Raw genomic sequence first — 14,774 nt, 5'->3', positions numbered from 1 at the left:
AGACATACGCGAACGGGCGACGAAACCGACTGTATGAGCGTTTCGCTTCCGAGCAGGTATCTCGACCAGTCGACCCTCCGGGACCGGATCGACCACGACGAGCTACCTGCGTGGGCGGCCGAGCAGTACGGGACCTTCCGGAAGACGATGCTCGACACCGACGCGCCCTTTCCGTGTTACTTCGGCGTCGAGAGCGAGGCGACCGGGATGGCGCGCTACGCGTTCTGTGCGTCGACGACCGACGAGGACGCGCTCGCGGGACTCCGGGAAACGCTGTACGAGTACGCGAAGACCTTCGACTCGCCCGGCGAGCGCGTCTCGCTTGTGGTCTTCTTCGCGCCGCCCGAAACCCCGCTGACCGAGGCGGAGTACGGCGACCGGCTCTGGGAGATCCTGCAGTATCTCCACGACACCGACCCCGAGCCGTGGCCCTACGAGATCCCCGCCGACCCCGACGACCCCCACTGGGAGTTCTGTTTCGGCGGGGTCCCGATGTTCCCGACGGCGCGCGCGCCGTTCTACGAGGCCCGCCGGAGCCGCCACAACCCCCACGGGCTGGAGATCACCTTCCAGCCGCGGGCGATCTTCGAGGGGATCACCGGCGACACCGCGGCGGGCCGACGGGCGCGTGAGGTCATCCGCGAACGCGCCGACGAGTACGACGCGGTCTGTCCCCACGCCGACCTCGGCGACTGGGGCGATCCCGACGACCGCGAGTGGAAACAGTACCTCCTGCCCGAGGCCGAAGGCGAGAGCCATCGGGACTGCCCGCTCGAAATCACGAAACCATGAGTTCGGTCGCCGAAACGGGTGAGGGCGATGTGGTGCCGGACGACGCCGTTCTCCTCTTGGTGGACGTCCAGCAGGGATTCGACGAACCCGGATGGGGCGAGCGGAACAACCCCGACTGCGAAGAGCGCATCGGCGGTCTCCTCGACGCGTGGCGCGCGGCCGAGCGGCCCGTGATCCACGTCCGGCACTGCTCGACCGAACCCGACTCGCCGCTCCGACCGGACAGGCCGGGCAACGCGTTCAAACCCGTCGCCGAACCCGAGAGCGGCGAGCCAGTCGTCGAGAAATCGGTCAACAGCGCGTTCGTCGGGACCGACCTCGAAGCGCGACTCCGCGAGGCGGGCCACGAGACGCTCGTGGTCGTGGGGCTGACCACCGACCACTGTGTCTCGACCACCGCCAGGATGGCCGAGAACCTCGACTTTCGGGTGTTCGTGGTCGCCGACGCGACCGCGACTCACGAGCGGGTGGGCTACGACGGCGAGAGCTACGATGCCGAGCAGAGCCATCGCCTCGCGCTCGCCCATCTCGACGGCGAATTCGCGACGATCGTGGAAACCGACGCATTGCTGTAGCTGTTGGCGCGCGCTCGCGGTCGTGGGTGAGCGACGCGAGGAGCGAAGCGCCTCGATGCGAACGGGGAACGAAGTGACCCGTGAGTGGACGTGAACCCGCGGCCGCGAACACTGTGCGAGGGATGAGTGAGCGACCGGAGGGAGTCGTTCGAAAGGCGCGAAGCGCCTTTCGTGATGACGAAAATCGCCACGCGATTTTCGAACCACGAACGAATCGGTTGGGGAGGCGTGTGGGCGGTGCGGGGCGGTAGCGGGAGCGTTAGTGATTGTACCGCGAACGAGCGCGGAGCGCGAGTGAGCGGCAGTTTTTAGTCCAGGTTTTTGCGAGGAGTGGTTCGCCTCCGGCGAACCCGACGAAGTAAAAAAGTGGGTGTCCAGAAGGGCTTTAGGAACCACACGGCGTAGTGGTGGCAAATGGTACTCGACGACCTCGGGAGTTCCCTCCGGGGAACCCTCAACAGACTCCAGGGCAAGACCCGCCTCGACGCCGACGACGTCGAGGAGGTCGTCCGGGAGATCCAGCGTTCGCTGATCCAAGCCGACGTCGAGATCAGCCTCGTGATGGACCTCTCGGACCGGATCGAGGACCGCGCGCTCAACGAGGAGCCGCCCGGCGGCACGACGGCGCGGGACTTCGTCCTCCGGATCGTCTACGAGGAGATGGTCGACCTCGTCGGGGAGAGCACGGACCTCCCGCTCGAATCTCAGACCATCCTGCTCGCTGGCCTCCAGGGCTCGGGGAAGACCACCACCGCCGCGAAGATGGCGTGGTGGTTCTCGAAGAAGGGTCTCCGGCCCGCCGTCATCCAGACCGACACCTTCCGCCCCGGCGCGTACGACCAGTCGAAGCAGATGGCCGAACGCGCGGAGGTCACTTTTTATGGTGACCCCGACAGCGACGACCCGGTCGAGATCGCTCGCGAGGGGCTCGAAGCGGCCGACGAGGCCGAGGTCAAGATCGTCGACACCGCGGGGCGGCACGCGCTCGAAGACGACCTCATCGACGAGATCCGCGCGATCGACGACGTCGTCCAACCCGATCGGAGTTTGCTGGTGATGGACGCCGCGATCGGCCAGGGGGCGAAGGACCAGGCCCGGCGCTTCGAGGATGCTATCGGGATCGACGGCGTCGTGATTACCAAGCTCGACGGGACCGCGAAGGGTGGCGGGGCGCTCACCGCCGTCAACGAGACCGACTCCTCGATCGCGTTCCTCGGGACCGGCGAGACGGTGCAGGACGTCGAGCGCTTCGAGCCCAACGGCTTCATCTCCCGACTCCTGGGGATGGGCGACCTCAAGCAGCTCGCCGAGCGGGTCGAGCGCGCGATGGAGACCACCGACGACGAGGAGGACTGGGACCCCGAGGAGATCCTCCAGGGCCAGTTCACCCTGAAGGACATGCGCCACCAGATGGACGCGATGAACAAGATGGGGCCCCTCGATCAGGTCCTCGATATGATCCCCGGACTCGGCGGCGGGCTGAAGGACCAGCTCCCCGACGACGCGATGGACGTCACCCAGGACCGAATGCGGAGTTTCGACATCGTGATGGACTCGATGACGGACTCCGAACTCGAGAACCCCCGTTCGGTGGGCGCGAGCCAGACCCGCCGGATCGCCCGCGGGAGCGGCCAGCCCGAGGAACGCGTTCGGGAGCTCCTCGAACAACACCGGATGATGGAACGCACCCTGAAGCAGTTCCAGGGGATGGGCGACGCCGACATGCAGCGGATGATGAAGCGAATGGAGCAAGGCGACGGCGGCGGTGGCGGCATGGGCGGGATGGGTGGCATGGGCGGCGGTGGCGGCCCGTTCGGCTGAGACGCTACGAGCCGTCCACATTCCGTTCTTGACCGAAGTCGAATTCTACTAAAAACAGCACGGCACCAGTCACGACCAGCACCACGACCCCAGCATCGTAGATGTACGGACCGAGTGCTACCAATCCATCGACGACGATGATGAGGCAGAGACCAGTGATCCAGCCTGCCGAACCAAGTATTCGTGTGCGTCCAGTGGCGTCCCCAGCAAGCAAGGCTACACTAAGCACGAGAAACAGGAAGCCGTATGGTCCAAGCGAAACCGAATACTCGCCGGAAGAGACCGTGAGGCCGGAGAGTGAGTCGAAGAGCAGTATCGCCCCACCGATGACGACGGAGACCAAGCACGACACGGCCTGCATCCGGGACGATACCATTTCGTCCAGAATAGAGCCCATCTGAGTAAAACGTTCTGGGTGCGACCCGAGAACATTTGCTCCCTTCCCATAGTCCCGTTGCCCAACGGAACGAGTTTTTACCGCTGGCGGCGGTTCTCTCGGGTGATGAGTATCGTCGAGGTCGCGCGCGAGGCCTACCGCGAGGCGCTGCCGGCGCTGTCGGCGAGCCTGGTCGGTGGCCTCGTCGCGGGCGTCGTCCTCGGCGGGATGCGGACCGAACTCCGGATGATCGACGGACTCCTGGTGCTCGTGCCGGCGCTGCTCGCCACCCGGGGGAACGTCTACGGCTCGTTCGGCGCGCGGCTCGCCACCGCGCTCCACCAGGGACTGATCGAACCACGGGTCGGGGCCGGCGACGACCGTCTCGTCGCCGCCATCGTGGCCGCGATAACGAACGGGCTGATGGTCAGCAGCTTCGCCGCCGTCGCGGCCTACGTGATCCTCGGGATCCTCGGTCGGCCTTCGGCACCGATCACCACCCTGGTCGCCGTCGCCGTCATCGCGGGACTCCTCTCGGGAGCGGTGTTGACGACGGCGGTGGTGGTGGTCGTGTTCGCGGGCTATCGGCGCGGCTACAACCCCGACACCATCGTCGGCCCGGTGGTGACGACGACGGGCGACGTCTTCGGCCTCGTCTTCCTCCTGCTCGCGGCCCGGATCGTGCTCGCGCTCGGCGGGGGTGGGGGCTGAGTGCCGACCGAGTGGACCGTCCGGGCGATCACCCGCGCCACGGTGCCGGTGCTCGTGGTGCTCGCGCTGGTCGAACTCGGCAGCGGGCTGGTTCTCGACTCGTTTCAGGCCACGCTCCTCCGGTATCCCTCGCTGCTCGTGCTCGTGCCGGTCACCATCGGCACCGCGGGCAACCTCGGGAGCGTGCTCGCCGCGCGGCTCTCGACGGCCTTCCACCTCGGGCGGCTCTCCTTTTCACCCGCGGACGAGACCCTCGCGGGCAACGCGCTCGCCACCGTCGGGCTCTCGCTCACCATGTTTCCAGCCGTGGGTGCCGGCGCGTGGCTCCTCTCCGAACTCCTCTCGGGCACCGCGCTCTCACTGGTGACGGTCCTCGTGGTCGCGACCGCGAGCGGGGCCGTGCTCGCGGTGCTCGCCGTCCTCGTCACGGTGGTCGCGACCTACGCCGCCTACCGATTCAGCCTCGACCCCGACGACGTCGTGATCCCGGTCGTGACGAACGTGTGTGACGTTTTGGGTGTCCTGGTGCTGTTCGCGGTCGTCCGGGTCGTGGTCTGAGCCGTCGATCCCGCGGCGTTCCCTGCCGGTTCCATCGGTTTCAGCACGCCCTCGGGAGTGGGTGGCTCGTGAAACCGACCGTGCCGCTGGTCTGTCTCCTCGTCGTGCTCGCCGGCTGTAGCGGACTCACGGGACCGACGACGAGCTCCGGACCCGTTGGGTCGAACGATGGGACCTCCTGGACCGTCACGGTCGTCGAGGTGGTCGACGGCGACACGATGGACGTGCGCTTTGCGAACGGCACCACGGACACCGTCCGACTCCTCGGCGTCGACACGCCCGAGGTCTACGGCGACAACACGCCCGACGAGTTCGAGGGAGTCCCCGAGACCGAGGCCGGCGCGGACTGGCTTCACGCCTGGGGCGAGAACGCGAGCCGGTTCGCTCGCGACGAACTCGACGGCCGGCAGGTCACGGTCGCGCTCGACCCGGCCGCCGACACCCGCGGAAGCTACGGTCGGCTGCTGGTCTACGTCTCCGTCGACGGCCAGCCGTTCAACCGACAGCTCCTCGTCCGGGGTTACGCCCGGTTCTACGACGCGCCACTGACGCGCACCGACGCGTTCGAACGGGCCGAGGCGCGTGCCCAGCGCAACGGAACCGGTCTCTGGGGGTACGAGGCCGCGTGAGTCGTCGCGGGGGTTAACCCGTCGGAGAGCCTATACGAACGCATGACGCGTTCGCGGTTCGAACTCCCGCCACGGCTGGTCGACTGGTCGATCCTCGTCACCGTGGGGTTCGTCGCCGCGACCGGCCTCCTGACCCTTATCTCGGGTCGACCGAGCGATGCCGTCGTGTTCGCCCTCCACGGCGTAGGCGGGCTGGCGCTCGTCCTTCTCCTGTTCTGGAAGCTCCGCCGGGTTCGGCCACGGGTCACGGTGCGACGGGCGTGGGACCGCCACACGCCGGTCTCGATCCTCCTGGCCCTCCTCGCGGTGGGAGCGCTCGCCACCGGTGCGGTCTGGTCGTTCGGTGTGACCCCCCGCCTCGGCCCGTGGCCACTCCTGTTCGTCCACATGGTCCTCGGCGCGCTCGTAGTGCCCGTCCTGCTCGTCCACCTCCGAAGCCGCTTCCGGCTCCCGAGCACCCACGACTTCGAGGGGCGACGAACCGCGCTCTCGTCGCTCGCCGTGGTGGGCTTCGGCGCGCTGACGTGGCGGCTCCAGCGAACCGCGAACCGCCTCCTCGACACCGGCGGCGAGGACCACCGCTTCACCGGGTCGACGGAGGACGGCTCCGACGCCGGCAACGCCTTCCCGGTCACGAGCTGGGTCGCCGACGACCCGGATCCCATCGAGGCCGACGCCTGGACCCTCCGTATCGGGGGCGAGACCCGACGAGAGCTCGAACTCACCGATTCCGACCTCGACCCCGAGAACGGCCATCGGGCGACCCTGGACTGCACCAGCGGCTGGTACTCGACCCACGACTGGCGCGGGGTCCGGGTGGGGGACCTCCTCGACGCCGTCGAGCCGGGGACGGAGGCCGAGTGGGTTTCCTTCCGGTCGGTGACCGGCTATCGCTGGAGCCTCCCGGTCGAGGAGGCCCGCGAGGCGCTGCTCGCGACCCACGTCGACGGCGAGCGCCTCGACCACGGCCACGGTTACCCGCTCCGCCTCGTGGCCCCCGGTCGCCGCGGCTTCCAGTGGGTGAAGTGGGTCGAGGCGGTCGACGTGACTCGACGGCGGGACCTCGGCGAGTGGCTCGCGATATTCGTGAGCGGCTTCGACCGCTAGGCCAGCGAATCGAGCAGGTTCGAAAGCGCCCCGAGGTCGCGGACCTGCGTTCCGCCCGACACCCCACGATCGAGATGAACGGGAACGAACCCGGCCTGCCTTCCACCTTCGATATCCGCCTCGTAGTCGTCGCCGACCATCACGTAGGTGTCGGCGTCGACGCGCTCTCTCGCCAGCTCGAACGGTGCCGAGTCGGGTTTGTGCGCGCCGGCCTCGTAGGACGTGACCACCGTCCCGAAACGTTCGAGCAGGTCGTGATGAGCGAGCTTCGCTCGTTGCCACTCCGTCAGGCCGTTCGTGATGACCCCCAGGTGATGGCGCTCCGCGAGCGACTCGGTCAGCTTCCGAGCGCCATCGCTCACGGTCGTCATCGCCACCTCCCGTTCGTACAACTCGGAGACGAGCGCCTCAGGGGCCACGTCGCTCTCTGCTTCTGCCCGAACCGCCCGCATTCCGTGCCGATACGGCTCCGGTTCGATCGCGGTAAATGCCTCGTAGAAGTTCTCGTTGTACGTCTCGACCAGCGCTGCCGTCGAGCGGTCGAGACACGCGTTCAAGGTCGCTTCGATGACCTCGCGGTAAGGCTTCGTGAATTCGAGGAGCGTTCCATCGAGGTCGAAAAAGACGGCCGTGGACATACGACCCGTTTCCGTCGGGACGCAAAGCCGCTGTGGTCAGCTCTCCCGCTCGACCGGCCTTCCCTCCTCGGTCGGCGGCGCGACGTGGTCGATGTACGCGGCGACCGAGGGCTCGTGGACGTGTACCTCGAAGCGGATCCCGCCGAGTTCGTCGGGATCGCCCACCGCGAAGTTGACGACACCGACGAAGGCGGGCTGTTTCTTCAACTCGAACTCGATGACGTCCCCCCGGGTGCCGGCGGCGAACTCGTTGCGGGCGCTGTCGAGGATCTCCTGCTCGTGGAGGAGTTCGGAGAACCGATCCAGGCTGTGGGCCTCGGCGCGGATCTCGCCCGGTGCGCGTTCCATCTCGGCCCCCGGGACGAGGGTCTCGACCGCGTCGGCGACCCGGTCGGTGACCTCGGTGTCGTGGACCGGCGCGGTGACCTCGACGTCGACCCGGTAGATCATGGCTCCTCCGTCAGGAGTCCACGGATCTCCTCGTGGAAGGCGGCCAGCGAGCCGGTGTTCTCGACCACGACGTCGGCGCGCTCGATGGCGGCGTCCATCCCGAACCCGCGCTCGCGTTCGTCACGGGCGTCGAGGCTCTCGCCGCCCTCCTCGGCGGGTGTGTCGCGTCCACGGGCGCTGACCCGGTCGACCCGCGTGTCGAAGGGAGCCTCGATGGCGACGAGGGTGAACGACTCCCCGAAGGCCGCCTCGAAGCGTTCGACCTCGGTGTCGGAGCGGATCCCCTCGACGACGACGGTCGAGGCGTCGTCGAGCGCGGCCTCGATGGTCGGGAGCGAGCGCTCGGCGATGGCTCCCGGACCGCCCTCCTCGCGGAGCGCCTTCGCGACCGCGCCGTGGTGGTCGGCGGGGTCGAGCCCGCGCTCGCGACACGCCTGCCTGATGACGTCGCCCATCGTTACCACCGGAACCCCCCGTTCGCGTGCGACGGTCGCGGCCTCGCTCTTGCCGCTGCCCGGAAGGCCGACGACGCCGATGACCTGCATGGGCGGGATTGGCCGGAATCCGGGTTAAACGCTCCGCACTCGACCCAACCGCTTTTATCCGTCCCGCCGAACCCGGACCCAGGGCACGTAGCTCAGTCCGGATAGAGCGTCGGACTTCTATCCGTGTCGCGCCAGCGCCACGGGAAGCCATCCGACGGTCGCGGGTTCGAATCCCGCCGTGCCCGTTGCCTTCCGGTGCTGAACCGTCTCCGCACAGCACCGCCGGACCCTCGACCGCTCGCTCCCGCTCGCCGGGACACCGGACCAGCACCGGAACCGTCCACCACCGCACGGCGGCCGTTCCGCCGCCGCACGCCGCGCCCGCGGCGTTTATCACCGGGCCGTTCGACTCGCCGCCATGGCCGACACCGACCTCATCGAGGCGCTCCGGAGCGCCGACGCCGTGCAGTACGGCGAGTTCGAACTCTCCCACGGCGGCACCAGCGAGTACTACGTCGACAAGTACCGCTTCGAGACCGATCCGGACTGCCTCTCGCGGATCGCCCGGTCCTTCGCGGCGAAACTCGACGACGGGAAACTCGCCGGGGTCGCGCTGGGTGCGGTCCCGCTCGTGGCCGTCACGAGCGTCGAGACTGGGTCGCCCTACGTCGTCGTCAGGAAGTCCAAAAAGGAGTACGGCACCGGGAACCAGATCGAGGGCGAACTCGCCGAGGGCGAGCGCGTGACCGTGCTGGAGGACATCGCGACCACGGGTCAGAGCGCGCTCGATGCCGTCGAGGCGCTCCGGGAGGCGGGCGCGGTCGTCGACCGTGTGCTGGTCGTGGTCGACCGCGAGGAGGGCGCGCGCGAGCGCCTCGCCGAGCACGACGTCGACCTCGACGCGCTCGTCACGGCCGAGGATCTCCTCGCGGACGCGTAGACGTTTGTTTCACTTTTGTCAGACCTTGATGAAAATGTTTAACACCACCCTCCCCGGCCTCTGAGTATCGATGGGTGCCAGGGACACCGTTGCAGCGTACTTCGGCTTCGACGAACACGACACTGACCTCCGGACCGAGCTCCTCGCGGGGCTGACGACCTTCCTCACGATGTCCTACATCGTGGTGGTCAACCCCTCGATCCTCGGGGCAGCGATCTCGGTTCCGGGCCGGACCGACGCACAGACCATCCAGATGATCGCGGTGGTGACGCTCGTCTCCGCCGCGGTCGCCACGCTGGTGATGGGCCTCTACGCGAATCGCCCGTTCGGCCAGGCCCCCGGTCTCGGCCTCAACGCCTTCTTCGCGTTCACCGTGGTGCTCGGCCTCGGCGTGCCGTGGCAGACCGCGCTCGCCGCCGTCGTGGTCGAGGGGGTGCTCTTCCTCGTCCTGACCGCCGTCGGCGCACGCGAGTTCGTCATCAACCTCATCCCCGAACCCGTGAAGTTCGCGGTCGGGACGGGTATCGGTCTCTTCCTCGCGATCATCGGGCTGGAGGCGATGCGGGTCGTCGCGGGCGACGCCTCGACGTTCGTCCAGTTCAACCCCGTCTTCGCCTCCGACCCGGTGGCGGTGCTCGCGGTGCTCGGGCTCTTCTTCACCCTCGTGCTCTACGTCCGCGGGACCAAGGGCGCGATCATCATCGGCATCATCACGACCGCGCTCGCGGGCTACGTCGCCTCGCTGCTCGGCTTCAGCGCGTTCCCGGCCGACCAGGCCCCCGAGGGAACGACCCTGCTCTCGGCCTCGCTGGTTTCGAGTTCCGGGCTCCAGTACAGCGCCGCTGGGTACGACATCACACCACTCGTCGGCGCGTTCGTCCAGGGCTTCCAGAACGTCGACGCGCTCTCGTTCGCGCTGATCGTCTTCACCTTCTTCTTCGTGGACTTCTTCGACACCGCGGGAACCCTCACCGGCGTCGGCCAGGTCGCGGGCTTCCTCGACGACGACGGCAACCTCCCCGACATCGACAAACCGCTGATGGCCGACGCGGTCGGCACCACCATCGGTGGGATCCTGGGGACGTCGACGGTGACGACCTACGTCGAGAGCTCGACGGGGGTCGAGGAGGGCGGCCGGACGGGGCTGGTCGCGGTCGTCGTCGGCGTCCTGTTCCTCGTCTCGTTGCTGTTCGTCCCGCTGGCGTCGGCGATCCCCCAGTACGCCTCCCACATCGCGCTGGTGATGGTCGCCGTCCTGATGCTCCAGAACGTCGCCGAGGTCGACTGGAACGACCTGACCCACGCCGTTCCCGCCGGCCTCACGATCCTCGTGATGCCGTTCACCTACTCGATCGCCTACGGCATCGCCGCCGGTATCATCTCCTATCCCATCGTGAAGACCGCCCGCGGCCAGGTGCGTGACGTCTCGGCCGGCCAGTGGGTGCTCGCGCTCGCGTTCGTGTGCTACTTCTTCGTCCGCACGAGCGGGATCCTCGCGGGACAGCTCTGATAGCTGGGAGTCGAGATGCCTGATTCGCTCCCCGCCCGGCGCTGGCTTCTCAGGGGGCTCCTCGGCGCGGCGCTGTGCGCGCTCGCGCTCGCGGCGGCCACCTCGGCGATGACCTACGACCCCACCGGTCTCGGCCCCGGAAACGTCACCCAGCCCGCGAACGGGAACACCGTCGTGAGCGTCCAGGGCTTTCACTTCCGTGGGATCGGCAACGGCAAGAAGCCCGCGCGGCTGGTGAGCGCGGGCCCGAACGCCACCACGCAGTGGGTTCACGACGGCGGCGCGGATTCGCGGTGGTACTACGACGTCGACCCCCTCTCGGACGGCAATCTGCTGGTGACCTCGACGGAGCCCGGCGAGACGGTGGTCTACGAGTACGACCCCCGGTCGGACGAACGGGTCTGGACCGAGCGCTTCGACGCCAAGGACACCCACGACGTCGACCTGATCGGCGACGACGAGCTCCTCGTGGCGAACATGCGCGCGACCAACGGTTCGGGTGTGCCGAACGACCGGGTCTTCGTCTACAACCGGAGCCAGGACCGGGTCGTCTGGGAGTGGACCGTTCGAAACCACTTCCCGAGGGCGACCGACGGGGGCTACTCGGCGGACTGGACCCACGTCAACGACGTCGACGAGGTCCGTGAGGGGGAGTACCTGGTCTCGCTCCGGAACTTCGACCAGGCGGTCGTGGTCGACCGCTCGACGAAGCGGATCGAACTGCGTCTCGGTCGCGACGGCGCGCACGCCACGCTCGACGAACAGCACAACCCGGACTACCTCGAAAGCGAGAACGGCACCCCCACGATCCTCGTGGCCGACTCCGAGAACGACCGGGTGGTGGAGTACGAGCAGACCGGCGGGCCGGCGGGTGAGGGGACGTGGACGCGAACCTGGACACTCACGGGCTTCGACTGGCCGCGCGACGCCGACCGCCTGCCGAACGGGAACACCCTCGTCACGGACACCCTGAACCAGCGGGTGGTCGAGGTCACGCCGCGGGGCGAGGTCGTCTGGGAGTACTTCGCGCCGTGGGCCCCCTACGACGCTGAGCGGCGTTCCGCCGCGAACGCGACCGGGGCGGGGAACGCCTCGATCGGGGGGTCGAACGGACCGACCATCGCGGATCTCGGGGTCGCGGGACGCTACGCCGCCTCGGGCGGGACGAACGCCTCGGACGCGAACCCGTCGTTCCCGAAGTGGGTTTCGAGGACGGCGAGGGGGACCCCGGTCGAGACCGAGGTCGGTTCGCTGGCCCGGGGCTACGGCCACGTCACGCCGTTCGTCCGGCCCGTGTGGCTGTCGAGCTGGGGATTCGCGGCGGCGCTCGGCGGAATGGTGCTCGGGCTTTGCTGGTTCGTCGGTGAGGTCGTCTACCGGCGAGGGCGGATCCGGCGCGAACTCGCACGACGGCTCCCCTGAGCGGGTTTGCGAGCGGTTCGCACCACCGTGGTGTTCTTGAGGCTGGACGGCCTACCACGAGGTGTAATGTCCAACCTCGAACTCTACGAACTCGAAGGCTGCCCGTACTGTGCGAAAGTCAAGGACAAGCTCGCAGAGCTCGACCTGGAGTACGAATCGCACATGGTGCCGAGTTCGCACGACGAGCGGACCGAAGTCGAAGAAGTCAGCGGCCAGACCGGCGTGCCGGTGCTCGTCGACCCCGACAACGACGTCGAGGGGATGGCGGAGTCCGACGACATCGTCGAGTACCTCGAACGGAACTACGCCGAAGCCGCTGCGTAAGTCGGTCCAGACCACCGTTTTTTCTCCCAAAACCCGATAGCGGCGGCTGCGGCGGTCGCGGTGCGGCGCGGCCGCTGTGCGGTTGCGGCGCGGTTGGCGCGGCTCCTGGCGGATGAAGGGCGAGACCGCGAGCGGAGCGAGCGGTCGAGGGCTTCGGCGGTGCGGTGCTGTGCGGTTGCGGAGAGAGTAGTGATCGTACCGCGAGCGACCAGCGGGAGCGAGCGGGCGCGAGGGTGACCAGCGGGAACCCGACGCGCTTTTGATCCACATTTTGCCAGGGAGCGAGTGAGCCGAAGGCGAACGAGCGACCGCAGCAAAAGGTGGGCTCGAGGTGGGGCCGGGTTACCGGACTACCGTCACGGGGACGGGCGAGCGCCGGACGACGGTCTCGGCGACGCTTCCGAGGAGGATCCGCGAGACGCCGTCGCGGCCGTGGCTCCCCATCACGATGGCGTCGAAGGCCTCGTCCTCGGCGAAGGAGACGATCCCGCTGGCGGGGCGGTCGACGGTGGTCTCGGTGGCGAACGTCCCGTCCGGGAGGCGCTCGTGCGCGGCCTCGAACAGCCCGTCGGCGCGGGCCTTCGAGGCCTCGTACCACTCCTCGCCGTAGCTCACGTCGCCGACCTGCGCGCCCGAGCCGGCCCCGACCGGGTTGATGACGTACAACAGCGTGACGTCGGCGTTCGGGTACTCGGCCATCGCGTGGTCGAGCGCGTCCCAGGCCTGCTCGGAGCCGTCGATCGGAACCAGTACCCGTTTGACCATGTGGAGTGATATCGCGTGCGACGGATTAAACCCTCGGACCGACCCCCACGCCGAACGTCGATGTTTTGCCGACCCGCCGAGTAGATCGGTCATGCTCCTGGTTCGCGGCCACGCCGGCGGGACGGCACTGACCGGCACGCTCTACGAGCGCGGCGAGGACGCGCCGTCGTTCAGCGGCGCGCCCGACGAGAGCGCGCCCTACGTCTGGGTCTGCGATTCGTTCTACGAGGTCGAGTCCGGCGGGCAGCCCCAGCAGATCGACGACGAAACCGTTAACGTCGCCTTCGAGTCCCCGGTGGCCCACGGCTTCGAGACGCGCGACCGGGCGGTCGAAGGGGCGAAAGAACACCTCAGAACCCAGTTCGCGCGGGTCGGTGTGGCGGAGTCGGACGTCGAGATCGAAGTCCAGAAGGCGGATTCGGCGGCGCGATAAGTCTCGATACTGGTTTGCGACGTGCTGGTCCGTGCATCAGGACGTGAACGCCGAACTGGTCCACTATATGCCGGGCGACGAGGTCGGAACCAGTATTGAGGACGGTGCTATGCACCACTATATCCATACCTACTACGAGGACGTTGAGGACCTGTATCTCGATCGCGTCTTCAAGCTCGATGTCTAATATCGTGTCACCAGATTAACTGATGCTGTTCATGAGCCCTACTATAGACAGTAGGAAATATGAACAGGTGCGATTAACAACTTGACACGTATTTTACCGAGTCCGTACTAGGCGTTCTGAGTCCACACGAACGAATTAAGACAATTACCTTTGATTGACAATTTGAGTCAGCTCCTTTCGTGCCTGACGCTTACCAGGTGGGGTCAGCCCCACGGTTGCGGAGGGACCCCTCCCCCGGCGGTCAAAATAGCGGTCCCCTTTTCCCTGGTACATATTTGCCATACCACTTGACGAAGTGTCTGAAAATTCAAGAGAATCCTTTAGCTGGGTTGATTTCATCCGGTCATATCCATAGCACTCGTCCCATAGGTACAATATTATGAGCGACACGATTCTCTGCTTATCAACCTGCCTACGAGCGTCTATATCTAGATCCTCCGTGTACACAAAAGGAGGGCTGTCTTCTTCTGGCTCAACGTGGAGAAACGTATTGAGCTCAGAAACTGGTACCTTGATCCGTGAAGCAATAGGGTATAGCGGGTCGCTCTCTGCGTTCTCTTCCTCTTCGTTCTTTGTTTGCGACGGCAAAAACTCATCCAAAGATTTGTCTTCTGCTCCGGAGTCGGCCATCTTTGGAGCGGATTTCATCTCTCCAAGAATCTCAAATTGGTCTTCGTGTTCGCCAATAAATTCAAGCATTTCTAGTACTTCATCTTTGTAATTATCGTCTTCTAGAGCCTGTATCTCGAACGTTGCTGAGCCGTACTCTAGTTTCACATTTGTCTTCATAGCACGTCTAATATGGTGGGAGCTTCCATGAAAAGGTTTTCGCGGAAATTCAATGAATCCCCGGAAGAGTTGGTGGCTTAACTAGTCGAATGTGAATCAACGATTCGTCATATGTCGATATCTCTTCTACACGTCTTACGAGCGGGTGTGGGTCCACCCAGCAGACACTCGCTGGTCCATAACCATCATTAGTAATAAAGCACGTCTCCGAACATTCAACCTATGCCCGAAAACCCAATCTGAGGTCATTTTTGGACGAGGG

General features: G+C 66.5%; 19 protein-coding genes and 1 tRNA gene. 14 read left to right on the top strand and 6 right to left on the bottom strand.

Features of this window, described 5'->3' with window-relative positions:
- Positions 1-33 precede the first annotated feature (33 nt).
- From C447_RS03430 to C447_RS03420, 3 genes are all read left to right on the top strand, one after another.
- Positions 34-792: a YqcI/YcgG family protein gene (locus C447_RS03430; RefSeq protein ID WP_007690949.1), complete on the top strand. Its 759-nt coding sequence runs from the start codon at positions 34-36 to the stop codon at positions 790-792.
- Positions 789-1,367, top strand: a complete 579-nt coding sequence (locus tag C447_RS03425) for a cysteine hydrolase family protein (RefSeq protein ID WP_007690948.1) — start codon at positions 789-791, stop codon at positions 1,365-1,367. Before C447_RS03430 ends, C447_RS03425 begins: the two co-directional genes overlap by 4 nt.
- A 414-nt stretch (positions 1,368-1,781) precedes the next feature.
- On the top strand, positions 1,782-3,188 hold the full coding sequence (locus C447_RS03420) for a signal recognition particle protein Srp54 (RefSeq protein ID WP_007690946.1): 1,407 nt from the start codon (positions 1,782-1,784) through the stop codon (positions 3,186-3,188).
- Between the two features lie 4 nt (positions 3,189-3,192).
- Here C447_RS03420 and C447_RS03415 read toward each other — a convergent pair whose 3' ends face one another.
- Positions 3,193-3,564: a hypothetical protein gene (locus C447_RS03415; RefSeq protein ID WP_237713312.1), complete on the bottom strand. Its 372-nt coding sequence runs from the start codon at positions 3,562-3,564 to the stop codon at positions 3,193-3,195.
- Between the two features lie 126 nt (positions 3,565-3,690).
- Here C447_RS03415 and C447_RS03410 point away from each other — a divergent pair, with 126 nt between their 5' ends.
- The 4 genes from C447_RS03410 (at position 3,691) to C447_RS03395 (ending at position 6,569) form a co-directional block, all read left to right on the top strand.
- Positions 3,691-4,275, top strand: a complete 585-nt coding sequence (locus C447_RS03410) for a magnesium transporter (protein WP_007690942.1) — start codon at positions 3,691-3,693, stop codon at positions 4,273-4,275.
- Positions 4,276-4,833, top strand: coding sequence for a magnesium transporter (locus C447_RS03405; protein ID WP_007690941.1), 558 nt, complete (start codon positions 4,276-4,278; stop codon positions 4,831-4,833).
- Between the two features lie 68 nt (positions 4,834-4,901).
- Complete coding sequence (locus tag C447_RS03400; RefSeq protein WP_010612021.1) at positions 4,902-5,462, top strand: thermonuclease family protein; 561 nt, start codon at positions 4,902-4,904, stop codon at positions 5,460-5,462.
- A gap of 42 nt (positions 5,463-5,504) precedes the next feature.
- The gene (locus C447_RS03395; RefSeq protein WP_007690937.1) at positions 5,505-6,569 is read left to right on the top strand and encodes a molybdopterin-dependent oxidoreductase; all 1,065 of its coding nucleotides are present in this window, start codon (positions 5,505-5,507) and stop codon (positions 6,567-6,569) included.
- Here the strand turns inward: C447_RS03395 and C447_RS03390 are convergent.
- Genes C447_RS03390 through C447_RS03380 form a run of 3 tightly spaced genes read right to left on the bottom strand, consistent with a single transcriptional unit; the run spans position 6,566 to position 8,202 of the window.
- Positions 6,566-7,207, bottom strand: a complete 642-nt coding sequence (locus C447_RS03390; protein WP_007690935.1) for an HAD family hydrolase — start codon at positions 7,205-7,207, stop codon at positions 6,566-6,568. The two genes, C447_RS03395 and C447_RS03390, sit on opposite strands and share 4 nt — an antisense overlap.
- 36 nt (positions 7,208-7,243) lie before the next feature.
- Positions 7,244-7,657, bottom strand: coding sequence for an RNA-binding domain-containing protein (locus tag C447_RS03385; protein WP_007690933.1), 414 nt, complete (start codon positions 7,655-7,657; stop codon positions 7,244-7,246).
- Positions 7,654-8,202 carry an AAA family ATPase gene (locus tag C447_RS03380; RefSeq protein ID WP_007690931.1) on the bottom strand — a complete coding sequence of 183 codons (549 nt, stop codon included), beginning with the start codon at positions 8,200-8,202 and terminating at the stop codon, positions 7,654-7,656. Before C447_RS03380 ends, C447_RS03385 begins: the two co-directional genes overlap by 4 nt.
- An 81-nt stretch (positions 8,203-8,283) precedes the next feature.
- Here C447_RS03380 and C447_RS03375 point away from each other — a divergent pair.
- The 5 genes from C447_RS03375 to C447_RS03355 all read left to right on the top strand — a co-directional run bounded on the left by C447_RS03375 (position 8,284) and on the right by C447_RS03355 (position 12,338).
- Positions 8,284-8,387: transfer RNA gene (locus tag C447_RS03375), tRNA-Arg, on the top strand.
- 173 nt (positions 8,388-8,560) lie between these two features.
- The gene (pyrE, locus tag C447_RS03370) at positions 8,561-9,082 is read left to right on the top strand and encodes an orotate phosphoribosyltransferase (RefSeq protein ID WP_007690929.1); all 522 of its coding nucleotides are present in this window, start codon (positions 8,561-8,563) and stop codon (positions 9,080-9,082) included.
- Positions 9,083-9,152: 70 nt separating this feature from the next.
- Positions 9,153-10,592, top strand: coding sequence for an NCS2 family permease (locus C447_RS03365; RefSeq protein WP_007690928.1), 1,440 nt, complete (start codon positions 9,153-9,155; stop codon positions 10,590-10,592).
- A gap of 15 nt (positions 10,593-10,607) precedes the next feature.
- The gene (locus C447_RS03360; RefSeq protein ID WP_007690926.1) at positions 10,608-12,014 is read left to right on the top strand and encodes an aryl-sulfate sulfotransferase; all 1,407 of its coding nucleotides are present in this window, start codon (positions 10,608-10,610) and stop codon (positions 12,012-12,014) included.
- A 66-nt stretch (positions 12,015-12,080) separates the two neighbouring features.
- Positions 12,081-12,338, top strand: coding sequence for a glutathione S-transferase N-terminal domain-containing protein (locus tag C447_RS03355; protein ID WP_007690924.1), 258 nt, complete (start codon positions 12,081-12,083; stop codon positions 12,336-12,338).
- Positions 12,339-12,680: 342 nt separating this feature from the next.
- On the opposite strand, the gene C447_RS03350 is transcribed toward C447_RS03355, so the two are convergent.
- Positions 12,681-13,103: a universal stress protein gene (locus C447_RS03350; protein WP_007690921.1), complete on the bottom strand. Its 423-nt coding sequence runs from the start codon at positions 13,101-13,103 to the stop codon at positions 12,681-12,683.
- A gap of 91 nt (positions 13,104-13,194) precedes the next feature.
- On the opposite strand from C447_RS03350, the gene C447_RS03345 reads away from it, so the two are divergent.
- Both C447_RS03345 and C447_RS03340 read left to right on the top strand, forming a co-directional pair.
- Positions 13,195-13,536 (top strand): DUF7113 family protein, encoded by a 342-nt coding sequence (locus C447_RS03345; RefSeq protein WP_007690919.1) that lies wholly within the window; start codon positions 13,195-13,197, stop codon positions 13,534-13,536.
- 31 nt (positions 13,537-13,567) lie between these two features.
- Complete coding sequence (locus C447_RS03340; protein WP_007690917.1) at positions 13,568-13,723, top strand: hypothetical protein; 156 nt, start codon at positions 13,568-13,570, stop codon at positions 13,721-13,723.
- Between the two features lie 144 nt (positions 13,724-13,867).
- Here the strand turns inward: C447_RS03340 and C447_RS03335 are convergent, their stop codons facing one another.
- Positions 13,868-14,512, bottom strand: a complete 645-nt coding sequence (locus C447_RS03335; RefSeq protein ID WP_007690910.1) for a hypothetical protein — start codon at positions 14,510-14,512, stop codon at positions 13,868-13,870.
- Positions 14,513-14,774 lie beyond the last annotated feature (262 nt).

The sequence above is a fragment of the Halococcus hamelinensis 100A6 genome (genome assembly GCF_000336675.1).
Classification (GTDB): domain Archaea; phylum Halobacteriota; class Halobacteria; order Halobacteriales; family Halococcaceae; genus Halococcus; species Halococcus hamelinensis.
This window is presented reverse-complemented; position numbering and strand designations above follow the sequence as displayed.